The organism is Edaphobacter sp. (assembly GCF_028283685.1).
Classification (GTDB): Bacteria; Acidobacteriota; Terriglobia; order Terriglobales; family Acidobacteriaceae; genus Edaphobacter.
The window spans coordinates 704,121-718,328 of record NZ_JAPWKF010000001.1; the positions used below are offsets into that span (position 1 = coordinate 704,121).

14 protein-coding genes and 1 pseudogene are annotated in these 14,208 nt (G+C 60.8%); 12 read left to right on the forward strand and 3 right to left on the reverse strand.

Features of this window, described 5'->3' with window-relative positions; genetic code table 11:
• The first annotated feature begins 125 nt into the window (after positions 1-125).
• Both PW789_RS02995 and PW789_RS03000 read left to right on the forward strand, forming a co-directional pair.
• Positions 126-1,478: a nitrate/sulfonate/bicarbonate ABC transporter ATP-binding protein gene (locus PW789_RS02995; RefSeq protein WP_299371064.1), complete on the forward strand. Its 1,353-nt coding sequence runs from the start codon at positions 126-128 to the stop codon at positions 1,476-1,478.
• Positions 1,475-3,280, forward strand: a complete 1,806-nt coding sequence (locus PW789_RS03000) for an ABC transporter permease subunit (protein WP_299371066.1) — start codon at positions 1,475-1,477, stop codon at positions 3,278-3,280. Before PW789_RS02995 ends, PW789_RS03000 begins: the two co-directional genes overlap by 4 nt.
• A gap of 14 nt (positions 3,281-3,294) precedes the next feature.
• Here PW789_RS03000 and PW789_RS03005 read toward each other — a convergent pair whose 3' ends face one another.
• On the reverse strand, positions 3,295-3,777 hold the full coding sequence (locus PW789_RS03005) for an AI-2E family transporter (protein ID WP_299371068.1): 483 nt from the start codon (positions 3,775-3,777) through the stop codon (positions 3,295-3,297).
• A 154-nt stretch (positions 3,778-3,931) separates the two neighbouring features.
• Between PW789_RS03005 and PW789_RS03010 the strand changes: the two genes are divergently transcribed.
• From PW789_RS03010 to gltX, 9 genes and pseudogenes are all read left to right on the forward strand, one after another.
• Positions 3,932-5,275, forward strand: a complete 1,344-nt coding sequence (locus tag PW789_RS03010) for an alpha-amylase domain-containing protein (RefSeq protein WP_299371070.1) — start codon at positions 3,932-3,934, stop codon at positions 5,273-5,275.
• 43 nt (positions 5,276-5,318) lie between these two features.
• The gene (gene purQ / locus PW789_RS03015) at positions 5,319-6,020 is read left to right on the forward strand and encodes a phosphoribosylformylglycinamidine synthase subunit PurQ (protein ID WP_299371072.1); all 702 of its coding nucleotides are present in this window, start codon (positions 5,319-5,321) and stop codon (positions 6,018-6,020) included.
• Between the two features lie 20 nt (positions 6,021-6,040).
• On the forward strand, positions 6,041-6,838 hold the full coding sequence (locus PW789_RS03020; RefSeq protein WP_299371074.1) for a CpsB/CapC family capsule biosynthesis tyrosine phosphatase: 798 nt from the start codon (positions 6,041-6,043) through the stop codon (positions 6,836-6,838).
• A 33-nt stretch (positions 6,839-6,871) separates the two neighbouring features.
• Positions 6,872-7,606 carry a cytochrome C oxidase subunit II gene (locus PW789_RS03025; RefSeq protein ID WP_299371076.1) on the forward strand — a complete coding sequence of 245 codons (735 nt, stop codon included), beginning with the start codon at positions 6,872-6,874 and terminating at the stop codon, positions 7,604-7,606.
• Positions 7,603-7,785 (forward strand): annotated as a pseudogene (locus PW789_RS03030) (cytochrome c oxidase subunit I); the annotation flags it as partial. The gene PW789_RS03025 and the pseudogene PW789_RS03030, both read left to right, overlap by 4 nt.
• Before the next feature lie 97 nt (positions 7,786-7,882).
• Positions 7,883-9,343 (forward strand): cbb3-type cytochrome c oxidase subunit I, encoded by a 1,461-nt coding sequence (locus PW789_RS03035; protein WP_299371078.1) that lies wholly within the window; start codon positions 7,883-7,885, stop codon positions 9,341-9,343.
• A 39-nt stretch (positions 9,344-9,382) separates the two neighbouring features.
• Positions 9,383-10,156, forward strand: a complete 774-nt coding sequence (locus PW789_RS03040; RefSeq protein WP_299371080.1) for a cytochrome c oxidase subunit 3 — start codon at positions 9,383-9,385, stop codon at positions 10,154-10,156.
• A 10-nt stretch (positions 10,157-10,166) separates the two neighbouring features.
• Positions 10,167-10,379, forward strand: a complete 213-nt coding sequence (locus PW789_RS03045) for a copper resistance protein CopC (RefSeq protein WP_299371081.1) — start codon at positions 10,167-10,169, stop codon at positions 10,377-10,379.
• A 42-nt stretch (positions 10,380-10,421) separates the two neighbouring features.
• Positions 10,422-11,921, forward strand: coding sequence for a glutamate--tRNA ligase (gene gltX / locus PW789_RS03050; protein WP_299371084.1), 1,500 nt, complete (start codon positions 10,422-10,424; stop codon positions 11,919-11,921).
• 78 nt (positions 11,922-11,999) lie between these two features.
• Here the strand turns inward: gltX and PW789_RS03055 are convergent, their stop codons facing one another.
• A complete protein-coding gene (locus PW789_RS03055; protein WP_299371087.1) occupies positions 12,000-12,194 on the reverse strand; it encodes a hypothetical protein in 195 nt (64 codons plus the stop codon).
• A 24-nt stretch (positions 12,195-12,218) separates the two neighbouring features.
• Here PW789_RS03055 and PW789_RS03060 point away from each other — a divergent pair, with 24 nt between their 5' ends.
• On the forward strand, positions 12,219-12,998 hold the full coding sequence (locus PW789_RS03060; RefSeq protein ID WP_299371090.1) for a DUF3050 domain-containing protein: 780 nt from the start codon (positions 12,219-12,221) through the stop codon (positions 12,996-12,998).
• Between the two features lies 1 nt (position 12,999).
• Here PW789_RS03060 and manD read toward each other — a convergent pair whose 3' ends face one another.
• Positions 13,000-14,208 carry a D-mannonate dehydratase ManD gene (manD, locus tag PW789_RS03065; protein WP_299371093.1) on the reverse strand — a complete coding sequence of 403 codons (1,209 nt, stop codon included), beginning with the start codon at positions 14,206-14,208 and terminating at the stop codon, positions 13,000-13,002.

The following is a 14,208-nucleotide window of genomic DNA, read 5'->3' on the forward strand; positions in this document are numbered from 1 at the left end:
GAATGCGATCTGCGTACGTCGCTTTACCATGGTTCTATGGACTAATGATACGCTGACCGCAGAGTCTTCGGACAGACACCGCAGCAATTCCAATTGATCTATCCTACACGTTACACACACCTTCTATGCAGCCAGCGATCATACGCGCCGAACAGGTCGAAAAATACTATGCGCAGCCGAGCGAGAATCGCATTCAGGTTATCTCGCCCACGGATCTCTCCATCAGCGAGGGAGAGATCGTCGCGCTCCTGGGACCGTCCGGCTCCGGGAAATCGACCCTGCTGCGCATGCTCACCGGGCTGTCGATACCATCGGCAGGCAGTGTGTACTGGCACGAAAAGCCGATCGCTTCGGCCGATGTCAATGTCTCCATCGTCTTCCAGAGCTTTGCCCTCTTTCCCTGGCTGACGGTCTTCGAGAACGTCGAGGCCCCGCTGAAGGCGCGTGGCATGGATCCGGCTGAACGGCGCAAGCGCGCCATGAAGATTCTCGACACGGTTGGACTGGACGGCTTCCAGGCGGCGTACCCCAAGGAGCTCTCGGGCGGCATGCGGCAGCGCGTGGGATTTGCCCGCGCCCTGGTCGTCGAACCAGAGGTGCTCTTCATGGATGAGCCCTTCTCCGCGCTCGACGTACTCACCGCCGAAAACCTGCGCTCGGAGTTGTTGGAGCTCTGGCAGAACAAGACGATCCCGACGCGGGCCATCTTCATCGTGACGCACAATATCGAGGAGGCCGTCCTGCTGGCGGACCGCATCATTGTGCTGGGTCGCAATCCCGGCCACGTCCGCACCGACTTCCGTGTCTCGCTGGCGCACCCGCGGGACCGCAAGGCTGCTGCCTTCACCCAGCTGGTCGACTACATCTACAAAGTGCTCACGCAGCCGGACGCGCAACCCCCTGCACTGCCGCAGACGGCGACCGGGCGCAAAGTTCGCGACCAGCGCCATATGCAATATCAGATGCTGCCTCATGCGCGGCCTGGCGGCATCGCCGGTCTGCTGGAGCTGCTGGTCGATCACAACGGCCGGGACGACATCTACAAGCTGGCCGACGATCTCGCCTTCGAGATCGATGACCTGCTTCCTATCGTCGACGCCGCGCAGATTCTGGGCTTCCTGAAGGTCACCGAGGGCGACGCAGTGATTACGCCAACGGGTACGGAGTTTGCCAACTCGGAGATCCTGCGTCAGAAGGAGCTCTTCCGTACCGCTGCGCTTGAAAATGTCCTGCTGCTGCGCCAGATCGTTCGCGCCATTGAGGCCAAGAGCGACAAGAATGTCTCGGAGGAGTTCTTCCACGATGTGCTGGACGAGCAGTTCAGCGAAGACGAGACGCTGCGTCAGCTGGAGACGGCGATTAACTGGGGCCGCTACGCCGAACTGTTCGACTACGACGCCTCCCGCCGGCGCTTCATGCTGCCGGAGAACGAGAACCCCGAGGCAGAGTCGGAAGCAGCATCGGAGATCGACGCATGATCCGTCTGCCGGACAGCTTCAGTTATGTCCGGAGCCGCGAGACGCTGGCTCGTTCGCAGGTGTTTCGCCGCAGCTGGCCTGTTGTGCTGGACCTGTGTGTGGCGGGCATCGGACTGGCATGCTTTTACGGCGTCGTGCAGCTGGCCAAATACTGGTTCGGGCATCCGTCTCCTGAAATACAGATCTCTCTCAGCCCTCACGCTCTGCCGCGCTACGCGTTTTACTCCGTTGTGCGGATCGGACTGGCTTACCTGCTGAGCCTCTTCTTCGCCGTCGGCTATGGCTATGTCGCGGCGTATAGCCGCCGATTCGAGGCGCTGATGATCGCGGGTCTCGATATTCTGCAGTCGATCCCGGTGCTGAGCTTTCTGCCCGGTGTGATGCTGGCGATGGTCGCGCTCTTCCCCACCCGGCAGATCGGGCTGGAGATGGGGGCCATTCTGCTGATCTTCACCGGCCAGGTCTGGAACATGGCCTTCAGCTTCTACTCTTCTCTCAAGAGCATCCCGCGCGAGCTGAGCGAAGCCTCGACGATCTACAAATTTTCGCGCTGGCAGCGGCTCTTTACGCTTGAGCTTCCCTACGCCACCATCGGCCTGGTGTGGAACTCGATGGTCTCGGTTGCCGGCGGGTGGTTTTTTCTGATGGCCTGCGAGATGTTCGTACTCGGGTCACGAGACTTTCGGCTGCCGGGGCTTGGATCGTACCTGCAGACTGCGGCCTCGACGGGCGACTTCATCGCCATCGGCTGGGGTCTGGCGACGATGATCGCCATTATCGTCGCGACCGATCAGCTGATCTGGCGCCCCATCATCGCATGGAGCGACAAGTTCAAGTTCGAGCAGGTGGAGACCGGATCGCGCGTGACGTCTCCGCTTCTACAGCTATTTCAGCACTCCAAGGCCGTCCGCAGCCTGCGCAAGCATACGGTCGATCCGCTGGCTGACAGCTTCTATCGCCGGGTGGACGAGAACCGCCGTGCCGCCTTCGAGCGACGTCGCGAGTCCTACATCAAGGGCACTGCCGAGGCGGACATGGAGCGCCAGGAACGATGGATCGGCATCGCGCGCGGTGTCGTGCTGGCGCTCGTCCTGGGTGGCGTGCTGTATTCCGCGGCCCACGCGCTGTCGCTGCTGAATAACATCAGTTGGCATGAGTCGGGCGAGATCCTGAAGGGCGCGCTTGCTACGTTCTTCCGCGTCAATGTTGCCCTGGTGCTTGCCTCGCTCTGGACGATTCCTGTCGGCGTGGCCATCGGCTTTCACCCGCGCCTCGCCCGCATTGCGCAGCCCCTGGCACAGATTGCAGCCTCGGTTCCGGCGACGGCGTTGTTTCCTGTCATCCTGCTGGCGCTGGTGCAGATGGGAGGCGGACTCGGTGTCGGATCGATCGCGCTGATGATGCTCGGCACGCAGTGGTACATCCTGTTCAACGTGATCGCCGGCGCCATGGCGATTCCGAACGATCTGCGCGAGGTCGCTCGACTGTTCAAGTTCACCCGGGCGCAGCGCTGGCGGACGGTTATCCTGCCCGGCATCTTTCCGTATCTCATCACGGGGCTGGTTACGGCTTCGGGAGGAGCGTGGAATGCGAGCATCGTCGCCGAGTACTTTCACCTGAAGAACCAGACGCTGCAGACTACCGGGCTTGGTGCCGTCATCAGCGCGGCGACCGATAGCGGCCAGTTCCAGATTCTGCTGCTGGCGACCATCGTGATGGCGCTGATGGTGGTGACGATCAACCGCCTGGTGTGGCGGCCGCTCTATCGGCTGGCGGAGACCCGCTACAAGCTGGGTGCGTAGACGCCACACGCAAACTAGTTGCGCGTGTGCTGGTCGGGCTGGTCTTTGCGAAAGGCAAAGATTATGGCCAGCAGTGGCGGAGCCAGCAGCACTCCCCAAAAAGGGATGATGAGCCCGAGCGCGATCGGCCCCAGAAAGGCGGCCCACCACGGCACCCGGGTGGTTCGGTGCAGGATATACGGCCCTATGACCAATCCTTCCAGCACGATGATCAGGCCGTAGAGGCCCAGCACGAGGCCCAGGCGCCACTCGTCGTGGCCGCTGAACGCGACGGCCAGTACAGGGCCGACGAGGGCGATCATGCTGCCGAAGGTGGGGATGATCTGCAGCACAGCCCCCAGCAGCGACCAGAAGGGGGCCAGCGGGACGTGGATCAGCTCCAGCCCGACAAACCAGAGCACGCCGACGATCAAGGCGTCGAGCGTCGCGGCGCGCCACCAGCCCACCAGGGCGGTGCCTGCGGTGCGCAGATGAGATTGCGGTCCTTCAGCTGCCATGCCAACCTCTCATACCCGGCTCTGCATCAGAATGCGACAGAACCAGAAAACTTCCTTTGCGAAGTATTCGTTCACAACTCAACCTCTTCGATGCAGCCCGTCGCATATGGGCTTGCTCGAGGGATCTCTGCGCCGCACGAAAGGAACAAAACTCATGGCCGTCATGATGCAGGCATTCTACTGGGACTCCCCAATCAAGGAAGAGAAAGAGGGCGAGTGGTGGAATTATCTCGCGGAGAAAGCGCCTGAGCTTGGTGCTGCCGGTTTCAATGCGATCTGGCTTCCCCCTATCTGCAAGGCGGCAGAGGCACGCTCGGTTGGCTACGATCCTTACGACTACTTCGACCTCGGAGACTACGACCAGAGGGGAGCGGTCAAGACGCTCTACGGCAACCGCGCGGAGTTGGAGAACCTGATCAAGGTTCTGCGGGAGCACAAGATTGGCGCTTACGCGGACATGGTCATCAACCACAACTCCGGCGCCGACGAAGAAGAGGTCAATCCGATCGACGGGCAGAAGCGCTGGACGAAGTTCAATCCGAAGTCGGAGCGCTTCGCGCGGGACTGGAACTGCTTTCATCCTTCGCGCTACGAGCGCGTCATGATCGAGGGAGAAAACTTCGCCGGCTTCCCTCACCTGTGCCATCGCAATCCGCGCGTCTACACCGCGATGTTCGAGTATGCCCGCATGATCATCGAGGAGCTGGGCTTCGACGGCTTCCGTTTTGATTTCGCGAAGGGCTTCGGGGCGTGGATGATCGGCCTGCTGGCCAAGTACCGCTACGAGCGCGACGGCAAGGAGTTCACGCCCTTTGTCGTCGGCGAGTACTGGTCCGGCCCGGAAGACATCGCGGGATGGCTCGACGGCGTGCGAGCGGTCACCGACTCGCAGGTGGCGGCCTTCGATTTTCCGCTGCGTTACAAGCTCAAGGATCTCTGCGACACGCTGCAGTATGACCTGCGCAATCTGACCTCAGATGGCTCAGTCGTCGCCAACCGTCCTTTCAACGCGGTCACCTTTGTCGAGAACCACGACATGGGCGGCAACGAGATCGTCAACGACAAGAATCTTGCGTACTCGTTCATCCTGATGAACGAGGGGTACCCCTGCATCTTCTGGTACGACTACTACAACCTGGGACTGGCTCGGCCGGGCACGCCGAACGGCATCGACGCCCTGATCGACGCACACCACAGGTACGCAGGCGGTGAGGCCTATATCCTGCACGCCGATCCAGACCTGTACATCCTTCAGCGGGGTGGATTCGAGGGGAAGACCGGCTGCATCTATGTGTTGAACAATCTCGGGGACAAATGGTCGGGAACCGCGGTAAAGACACAGTGGAAGAACCAGAAGTTCAGGCCCGTCGCCTGGGACGGCCACGATATCGCCCATCCGGACGAGCGCACGACCGACGCCGAGGGTAACGCCGAGTTCCCGGCCCCGCCGCGCGGTTACTGTGTCTACGCCCCTGTCTTTGAAGAAAATGCCGGGTAAAGCGTCTGGAAAGACAGGGAAAGGGCGGTGCTATCCTTAAGCTATGAAATTCGGCGTCCTTGTCTTTCCGGGTTCCAACTGCGATCACGACACCTATAACGTCATTGAGAACCTCGTCGGGCAGCCGGTCACGTTTCTCTGGCACGCCTCCGAAGACCTCCAGGGCTGCGACGCCATTCTTGTTCCCGGCGGCTTTGCCTATGGCGACTACCTGCGTACGGGCGCGATCGCAAAGTTTGCCCCGGTGATGCAGTCGGTGGCCAGGTTCGCAAAAAATGGCGGCCTGGTAATGGGTATCTGCAACGGTTTCCAGATCCTCTGCGAGTCTGGTCTCCTGCCCGGCGCTCTGATGCGCAACGCCAATCAGCACTACATCTGCAAGCAGGTGTATCTGCGTACCGAGACCAAGGAGTCACCGTTCACAGCGGGAGTGGATCAGGGCCGCGTTCTCCAGATGCCCATCGGCCACATGGAGGGCAACTACTTCTGCGACAGCGAGACGCTGGCGAAGCTCAAGGCCGAGGATCGCATCGCCTTCCGCTACGCCACGGCGGACGGAGAGATTACGGCGGCTGCGAATCCCAACGGTTCGCTCGAGAACATCGCCGGTGTGCTCAGCGAGGGTCGCAATGTCCTGGGCATGATGCCTCATCCTGACCGCTCCAGCGAAGCTCTGCTGGGATCGGCGGACGGCCTGCTCCTCTTCAAGTCGCTGGCTGAGTCACTCGCCGCTACAGCAAGGTAATCTCTCATAGAGGCCGAGCGATGATCGACATTCATCATCATCTTCTCTGGGACCAGGACGATGGCTCCACAAGCCTTGAAACCTCCCTCGAGATGGCACGCATAGCAGCGGCAGACGGCATCACGCACATCGCCTGCACGCCACATGCGAACGGGCAGTACGCTTACATCCCCGAAGAGATCGATGCCAAGATCGAAGAGCTGCAGCGGCTGATCGACGCCGAGGGCCTCAAGCTGAAGCTCGGACGCGGCTGCGATTTTCACATGACCTATGACAACATTCAGGTGGCACATGAAGAACCGACCCGTTTTTCCCTGAATAATGGCATGTATCTGCTGGTCGAGATCCCGGACTATGCCCTGCCCCGCGGCCTGGGCGAGACGTTCTACGAGATGCAGATCAGCGGGTTGAGTCCGATCCTGACGCATCCGGAGCGCAACCCAACGCTACAGCAGGAGCCGGAGCTCGTGGCTGAGTGGCTAAGGGGCGGCATCCTGGTGCAGGTAACGGCAGGCTCCGTGATCGGAGATATGGGACGGAGGGCGCAGAAGATGGCGCATGAGCTCCTCGCCAATCGCTGGGTTCATTTCATCGCAACCGATGCGCACAACACCTCGTCGCGGCCTCCTCGAATGCGTCAGGCTCACGATGTGATCGCGGACAAATATGGCTCCGAGTACGCTCATCTGCTTTGCGTCTCCAATCCTCTGGCGGCATTCATGAACAACGCCATGCCTCAGCAGCTGGAACCGATCAACCTCTACGAGGACGAGGTACCGAACAGAAGCTGGTGGCAGCGCCTGCTGGGCCGTTATTAAGCATCGCCGCATCACGACAAGTATTCTGGAGGCGTGTCCCTGCTCCCGCTCATCGCGTCTTTGCTGCCGACTGATGCCAGCGCCCACGGTCCCGCGCTTGATCATCAGCTACAGCTGAGCTTGTGGATCACACTTGGGTTGGCCGTGCTGGCGCATCTTCTGCTGATCGTCGGCCTAGTGGGCCGCCGCACGCAGGCTCGCAGCTCACTATGGGCTATCGAGTATCTTCCGCTTACGCTGCTGATCATCCTCTTCGCCACGCTTGGCATTCGCGCGGAACGTCTCTGGGCACTCACCCGCTATACAGGGGCTTCGCATGAGGCGATGCAGATGGAGGCTACCGGCCTCCAGTTTGCCTGGTACTTCCGCTATACCGGCCCGGATGCCACCTTCGGTATCACACGACCACAGCTGGCCTCTGCGGCCGAGGGCAATCCGCTGGGCATCGACGCGCACGACTCCCATGGAGCAGACGATCTGGTGACCACGGAGCTGGTCATCCCTGTCGACCGCGAGATCGACCTCACGCTCCGTGCGCAGGACGTCATTCACGGATTTGCGGTGCCGGAGCTTCGACTCAAACAAAATGCCGTACCCGGCGAGACGACGCACATCCACTTCACCGCGACGAAGACGGGCACATTTGCCATCCTCTGCACGCAACTGTGCGGTCTTGGACACTACCGCATGAGCGCGAACCTGCGCGTGCTTCCCGTCGACGAGTTCCAGCGCTGGCTGACGCAGCGGGAGCAGGCGGCGCACCCATGAGGACGCTGCGTCTGACCGACCACCGCACCATCGGCCGCCAGTACCTTGGGCTGGCTCTGTTTGCTGCGGCGACTGGAACCCTGCTGTCGTTGATGATGCGGCTGCATCTTTCATGGCCGAGTCTGCCGATACCGCTGTTCGGGGCGATCAAGCCGGAAGACTACCTGGCCATGGTGACGCTCCATGGAACGATCATGCTGTTCTTCGTTCTAACGACCGCACCGCAGTCCGGCTTCGGCAACCTGGTGCTGCCTGACGCAGATCGGGACGAGGCAGATGGCCTTTCCGCGGATGAATGCGCTCGGCTTCTGGCTGACGGCGCTGGCGCTCGCGGTCCTGCTGGCCTCGCACTTTGTACCAGGAGGGGCGGCCGTCTCCGGCTGGACGGCCTATCCCCCGCTGAGCGCGATAGCTGCCACCGGACCGGGACAGGGGTTGGGCCTCGATCTTTGGCTAGCGAGCATCGCACTCTTCGCAATCGCCTCCACGATGAGTTCGATCAATACGCTTGTCACCATCGTGCGCCTGCGCTGCGAAGGCATGACCTGGGACCGGCTTCCGCTGACCGTCTGGGGATGGTTTACGGCAGCTCTGCTCTCGGTGCTGGCCTTCTCTGTGCTCCTCGCCGCACTGCTGCTGCTCTTCTGCGATCGCCATGCAGGAACGGGGTTTTTCATCCCTCCGGGCGATATCGTCAACGGCGTCGTTCAGGCCGCAGGGCATCCGGGCAATGGCAGCCCCCTGCTGTGGCTTCATCTGTTCTGGTTCTTCGGGCATCCGGAGGTCTACATCGCCATTCTGCCGGGGATGGGTCTCACCTCGATGGTGCTGGCGAACTTCTCCCGAAGGCGGGTGGTGGGGTACCGCCTGATGATCGCAACCACACTGGCGATCGGGCTTCTCGGCATTTTGCTCTGGGGCCACCATATGTTTGTCGCAGGCCTCAATCCGTTTGCCAGCACTGCCTTCTCGGTGACGACGCTGGCGATCGCGCTGCCGTCCTCGGCCAAGGTGCTGAGCTGGATCGCTACGGTCTGGCGGACGCGGCCACGCTACACGACAGCGATGCTCTTCGCGCTGGGGTTCGTCTCGCTGTTCGTCACCGGCGGCCTATCCGGCCCGATTCTGGCGCAACCGATCCTGGATGAGTACCTGCACAATACGATGTTTGTGGTCGCCCACTTTCATCTCATCATGGCGATGGCGGGCATCTTCGGCCTGTATACAGCGATTTACTACTGGTTTCCGCTGGTCAGTCATGGACGATTGCTCTCCGAGCGCCTGGGTCGCTGGCACTTCTGGCTCACGCTCTACGGCGCCTATAACACCTTCCTCCCGATGCACTTCACGGGACTGGCCGGTGAGCCGCGCCACTATGCGCAGCTGATTCAGATTCCAAATGCCGGGGGCCGCCTGCTGGCCGGGACGATTCCGTTGAATCTGCATATCACCATCTCCGCCTTTATCCTGGCCTCGGCGCAGCTGGTTTTTCTCTATAATCTGGCCCGAAGCCTGCGCAACGGCACGTTGGCCGACCAGAATCCCTGGGAGGCAACCACGCTGGAGTGGCATCCACGGCTGGCCTTTGGTTCAGCCAGCGAGGTAGAGGATGAGGCTCCGATTATCGTTCACAGACCACCGTGCTGGTACCTCGAGGCTACCCCCGGGGAAGAAAGTTATCTTCCGCAATGGAGCGCAGATGCAATCCATGACATCAAAAGGATGAAACCGGAGTAATCTGTTACACAAGCGCGTTCCCTTTGCGAGAGGCCATCCATGCCATCGACCATTACGCCCAACCATACCGATCGGGAGAAAAAGCGCGGCCTCGATGACCACGAAGGCGGCCATGGTCGGCGGCCACCTACCGACAAACGAACCGGTGGTGGAGGCGACAATGACAACTGGAACGACAGGCCATCCGGCCGACGCGGTCCTCGCGAGAAGCTGAGCCGCGCCCGCCTGGGACTCTTCTTCGCCCTCGCCGGCGACCTGATGTTCTTCGTTGCCATCGTCAGCGCCTTCTTCGTCGCACAGAATACGAGCCACATCGACTCCTACAACCGCTACGTCAACCAGTGGCTGCCGACGGCTATCCCTCCGATCCTCTGGCTCAATACAGCTGTGCTCATCGCCAGCTCCTTCGCCGTCGAGATCGCCCGCCGCGGCATGTTCCGTGAGACCGATGTCATGGACGAATGGCTGGGCCTGGGCAAGCCGCTCACCCGCCGTGTGCTGCCCTGGCTGGTCGCCACGACCGCGCTGGGGTTCCTCTTTCTTGCGGGCCAGTGGGTCGCATGGCGGCAGCTGGCGATCCAGCACGTCTTCTTCAGCTCCAATCCTTCGAGCCACTTCTTCTACCTGATCACGTACACCCACGCCGCCCATCTCTTCCTCGGCATCGGCGCGCTGATCACCTCGCTGACGGCACTCTATGCCTCAAAGCAGCTGGAAACGCGACAGATCATCGTCGACTGCACTTCCTGGTACTGGCATGCGATGGGGCTGTTCTGGATCTTTCTCTTTGCTCTGCTCGCTTTCTGCCAATAGGCAAACGCCGATGAGACGCCTCTGGCCAGCCCTGTTGCTTGTGCTGTGTAGCGTATGCTCGCCTTCTCCGCTTCGCGCGCAGGGATGCAGCCAGTGCCGCGATAACACCGCCTCAACCTCACCGGCCACCCAACGCGGCTATCGGCACGCCATCCTGCTGCTGACGGTGACCGCCAGCGGTATCTTCACAGGCGCCGTTCTGATGATGCGGCGCAGCCGGTAATTCCCCCTCCGCTCTGCTAGCATTAATTGATTGACCACTGACATGAACAGCATCAGCACTGAAGCCCCTATCCGCGTCCGCATCGCTCCTTCACCTACCGGCGACCCCCACGTCGGCACTGCCTACATTGGCCTGCTGAACTACATCTACGCTCGCCAGCGTGGTGGCCAGTTCATCCTTCGCATCGAGGACACGGATCGCACGCGCTTCGTCTCCACCTCCGAGGAGATGATCTTCGACTCCCTGCGCTGGCTCGGCCTCAACTGGGATGAAGGCCCGGACGTAGGCGGCCCCTTTGGCCCCTATCGCCAGTCCGAGCGTACCGAGATCTATCGCGAGCATGCCGACATCCTGCTCAAGAACGGCACGGCCTACCGCTGCTTCTGCACCGCCGAAGAGCTTGACGACATTCGCAAGCAGCAGCTAGCGGCCAAGCTCCCGCCACGCTATCCAGGCACCTGCCGTCGTCTTACGCCGGAGCAGATCGATGCCAACATCGCTGCCGGAAAGTCCTACACGATCCGGCTCGCTATCCCGCCGCACGGCAACGATCTTAGCTCCTCGACCACCTTCCGCGATGAGTTGCGCGGCTCCATCACCTTCGAGCACGGCAACGTCGATGACCAGGTGCTGATGAAGTCCGATGGCTACCCCACCTACCATCTCGCGAACGTCGTTGACGATCACCTGATGCAGATCACGGACGTGATTCGCGCCGAGGAGTGGATCTCCTCCACGCCCAAGCACGTTCTGCTCTACAAGGCCTTCGGCTGGCAGGTGCCGCGCTTCTGGCATATGCCGCTGCTGCGCAATATCGACAAGTCGAAGATCTCCAAGCGCAAAAACCCGGTCTCGCTCATCTACTACCGCGACTCCGGCTATCTGCCACCGGCCATCATCAACTTCCTCGGCCTGATGGGTGGCGGCATGCCTTCGGACTTCGCCGGAGGCGACGGTGTCATCGAAAAATTCACCCTCGATGAGATGGTCGCCAACTTTGTCTTCACCGATATCCGGGTCGGCGGGCCGGTCTTCGATCTCGCCAAGCTGAAGTGGCTCAACGGCGAGTACCTGCGTAAACTGTCGCCCGAGGACTTCTTCCTCGCCATTCGCGAACGCGTCTTCGGCGATGACTACCTGCGCCAAATTTCGGCACTCATGCAGAATCGCATCGAGACACTGACGCAGTTCGGCGATATGACGGGCTTCTTCTTCTCCGACAATGTCCTGCCACCGCAGGACACCTGGGTCCCCAAGAAGCGCACGCCGGAAGATACCCTTGCCTTCGCACAGGATCAGCTGGCCGCGATCGAAGCCGCCGACTGGAACCACGATGCGCTCGATGCTTCCCTGCGCAAACTGGGCGAAGAGAAGCAGTGGTCGGTGAAGGAGAACTTCATGCTGCTGCGCGCCATCCTCACCGGATCGACGATGTCGCCGCCACTGCTGGAAAGCATGATCGTCTTCGGTAAAGCTCGCTCGCTTGACCGCGTGCGCCGCTTCCTGGAAGCGCAGAAGAAACTGGCAAACCAGAAAAAATAGTTTGCCACTGTGTCGTCTTGAGCGAAGTAAAAAGATGCCCGGCCTGTGTGGCCGGGCATCTTCGTCTTCGGGCAATCGTTACGACACATGTTCCTTCACGTAACCCTGGATCTCTGCAAACTCCTCTTCAAATAGACGGAAGTTCGCCGCGGACATCACACCGTCTACCTGCTTCGTGTTACGACCACCAACGATCGCTGCGGTCACGCCAGAGAGTGCCACAACGCCGGCCCTCACGCCATGCGTTGCGCTCGGCCGAACGGGTTCGCGCATGGGAGGCAGCTAAAATAGAGAGAAATGGGCACCGCAACCGCACCGATCTCTACTGAAGCAGACCTGCTCTCCTCACTCACACCGCTGCAGGACGCACTGGCGACTCACCCGCTTTATCGGTCGATCGGATCGCTGGATGCTCTGCACCTCTTCATGCAGTCGCATATCTACGCGGTGTGGGACTTCATGTCGCTGCTGAAAGCGTTGCAACGCAGCCTTACGTGCGTCGAGGTTCCATGGACTCCTTCGCCTGATCCCGTCTCGCGCCGCCTGATCAACGAGATCGTGCTTGGTGAAGAGACGGATGAATACCAGGGTCAGCCGCTTTCGCATTACGAGCTGTATCTGCTGGCCATGCAGTCCGCAGGTGCCGATACGGTCCCCATGCAATCGTTGCTTGCGGCACTGGCCTCAGGCACATCGCTCGACGAAGCACTTACGACATTGCCGACCGAAGCCGCAGCATTCGTTCGCACAACCTTCGAGGTAATCGCGACCGGAGCACCTCATCGCATCGCAGCGGCCTTCACCTTCGGACGAGAAGATCTGATCCCGGAGATGTTCACGCAGTTCGTTCGCAACCTCGACTCCGCGATGCCGGGGCGCATCGCTCCATTCCGCTTTTATCTGGAGCGTCACATCGAGCTGGACGGAGATGAGCACGGCCCTAAGGCACTTGCGATGATGCGTCACCTGTGCCCCACGCCGCAGCACTGGCTGGAAGCCGCCGAGAGCGCCGCCATCGCTCTGCGTGCACGCATCGCGTTGTGGGATGGAATCCTCGAACGCATCAACGCGCTCTGATCTACCAGTCCGTCAGCGTCCCGTCGAGCTTTCTCGCTATTGGAAGATACGCTCGCTGGTAGGGATACTTTGCTGCAAGAGCCTCGTCGATATCGACTCCGAGTCCGGGCTCATCTCCGGGGTGCATGTAGCCACTCTGAAACGTGTAGGCATGCGGAAAGACCTCATCCGTCAGGGCGGTATGCGGCATATGCTCCTGGATGCCGAAGTTGTGAATCGCAAGACCAAAGTGCAGCGCAGCAGCCATCGTCACCGGGGATAGATCCGTCGCGCCGTGGAAGCCCGTGCGCACCTGGTAGACCCCGGCGAAGTCCGCCGCCTTCTTGAGAGCCGTTATGCCTCCGCCATGAACGATCGTCATGCGGAGATAGTCGATCCACTGATTGCGAATCAGATCGTGCGCGTCCCAGAAGGAGTTGAAGACCTCGCCCGTAGCGATCGGCGTTACGGTGTGCTGGCGGATCTGGCGAAAGGCATCCTGATTCTCAGCAGGTGTGGGGTCTTCCATCCAGAAGAGATGAAATGGCTCCAGTGATTTCCCCAACCGTGCCGCTTCAATCGGCGTTAGACGATGATGCACATCGTGCAGCAGATGCAGGTCTTCTCCGCAGGCCGACCGCACGGTCTGAAAGAGGCTGGGAACGAAGTTAAGATAGCGTTCTGTGGACCAGAGGCTCTCGCTCGGCGCACCACGCTCGGCGGGCTCATACGGCTTGCCTCCCTTTGGAACACCGTAGCTGGAGCTGACGCCAGGAACGCCACTCTGCACACGAACAGCAAGATACCCCATCTCCACATGCTTCTGTACACTGTCGACGGCCTCGGCAACATCGGCGCCATTAGCGTGAGAGTAGACGAGCACGCCTTCCCTGCTCTTACCGCCGAGCAGGTTATAGACAGGGGTTTTGAGAGCCTTGCCCTTGATATCCCACAACGCCACATCGACTGCGGCGATGGCGCTCATGGTCACAGGTCCACGCCTCCAGTACGCGCCGCGATACAGATACTGCCAGATCTCCTCGATCTGAAAGGGATCGCGCCCGATCAGGCACGGAGCGACGTGTTCGCTGAGGTAGGCGGCGACGGCGAGCTCGCGGCCGTTCAGCGTGGCATCGCCGAGACCGTAGATGCCTTCGTCGGTCTCGATCTTGAGGGTGACAAAGTTGCGGTCGGGAGAACAGACAATCAGTTTAAGATTCGTGATCTTCAT

Bases quoted from the DNA above. Each gene is read 5' to 3' on its own strand.
- PW789_RS03010 (WP_299371070.1), top strand. From the start codon at position 3,932: ATGGCCGTCATGATGCAGGCATTCTACTGGGACTCCCCAATCAAGGAA.
- PW789_RS03060 (WP_299371090.1), top strand. From the start codon at position 12,219: ATGGGCACCGCAACCGCACCGATCTCTACTGAAGCAGACCTGCTCTCC.
- PW789_RS03055 (WP_299371087.1), bottom strand. From the start codon at position 12,194: ATGCGCGAACCCGTTCGGCCGAGCGCAACGCATGGCGTGAGGGCCGGC.
- manD (WP_299371093.1), bottom strand. From the start codon at position 14,208: ATGAAGATCACGAATCTTAAACTGATTGTCTGTTCTCCCGACCGCAAC.
- PW789_RS03035 (WP_299371078.1), top strand. From the start codon at position 7,883: ATGGCCTTTCCGCGGATGAATGCGCTCGGCTTCTGGCTGACGGCGCTG.
- gltX (WP_299371084.1), top strand. From the start codon at position 10,422: ATGAACAGCATCAGCACTGAAGCCCCTATCCGCGTCCGCATCGCTCCT.
- purQ (WP_299371072.1), top strand. From the start codon at position 5,319: ATGAAATTCGGCGTCCTTGTCTTTCCGGGTTCCAACTGCGATCACGAC.
- PW789_RS02995 (WP_299371064.1), top strand. From the start codon at position 126: ATGCAGCCAGCGATCATACGCGCCGAACAGGTCGAAAAATACTATGCG.
- PW789_RS03020 (WP_299371074.1), top strand. From the start codon at position 6,041: ATGATCGACATTCATCATCATCTTCTCTGGGACCAGGACGATGGCTCC.
- PW789_RS03040 (WP_299371080.1), top strand. From the start codon at position 9,383: ATGCCATCGACCATTACGCCCAACCATACCGATCGGGAGAAAAAGCGC.
- PW789_RS03045 (WP_299371081.1), top strand. From the start codon at position 10,167: ATGAGACGCCTCTGGCCAGCCCTGTTGCTTGTGCTGTGTAGCGTATGC.
- PW789_RS03005 (WP_299371068.1), bottom strand. From the start codon at position 3,777: ATGGCAGCTGAAGGACCGCAATCTCATCTGCGCACCGCAGGCACCGCC.
- PW789_RS03000 (WP_299371066.1), top strand. From the start codon at position 1,475: ATGATCCGTCTGCCGGACAGCTTCAGTTATGTCCGGAGCCGCGAGACG.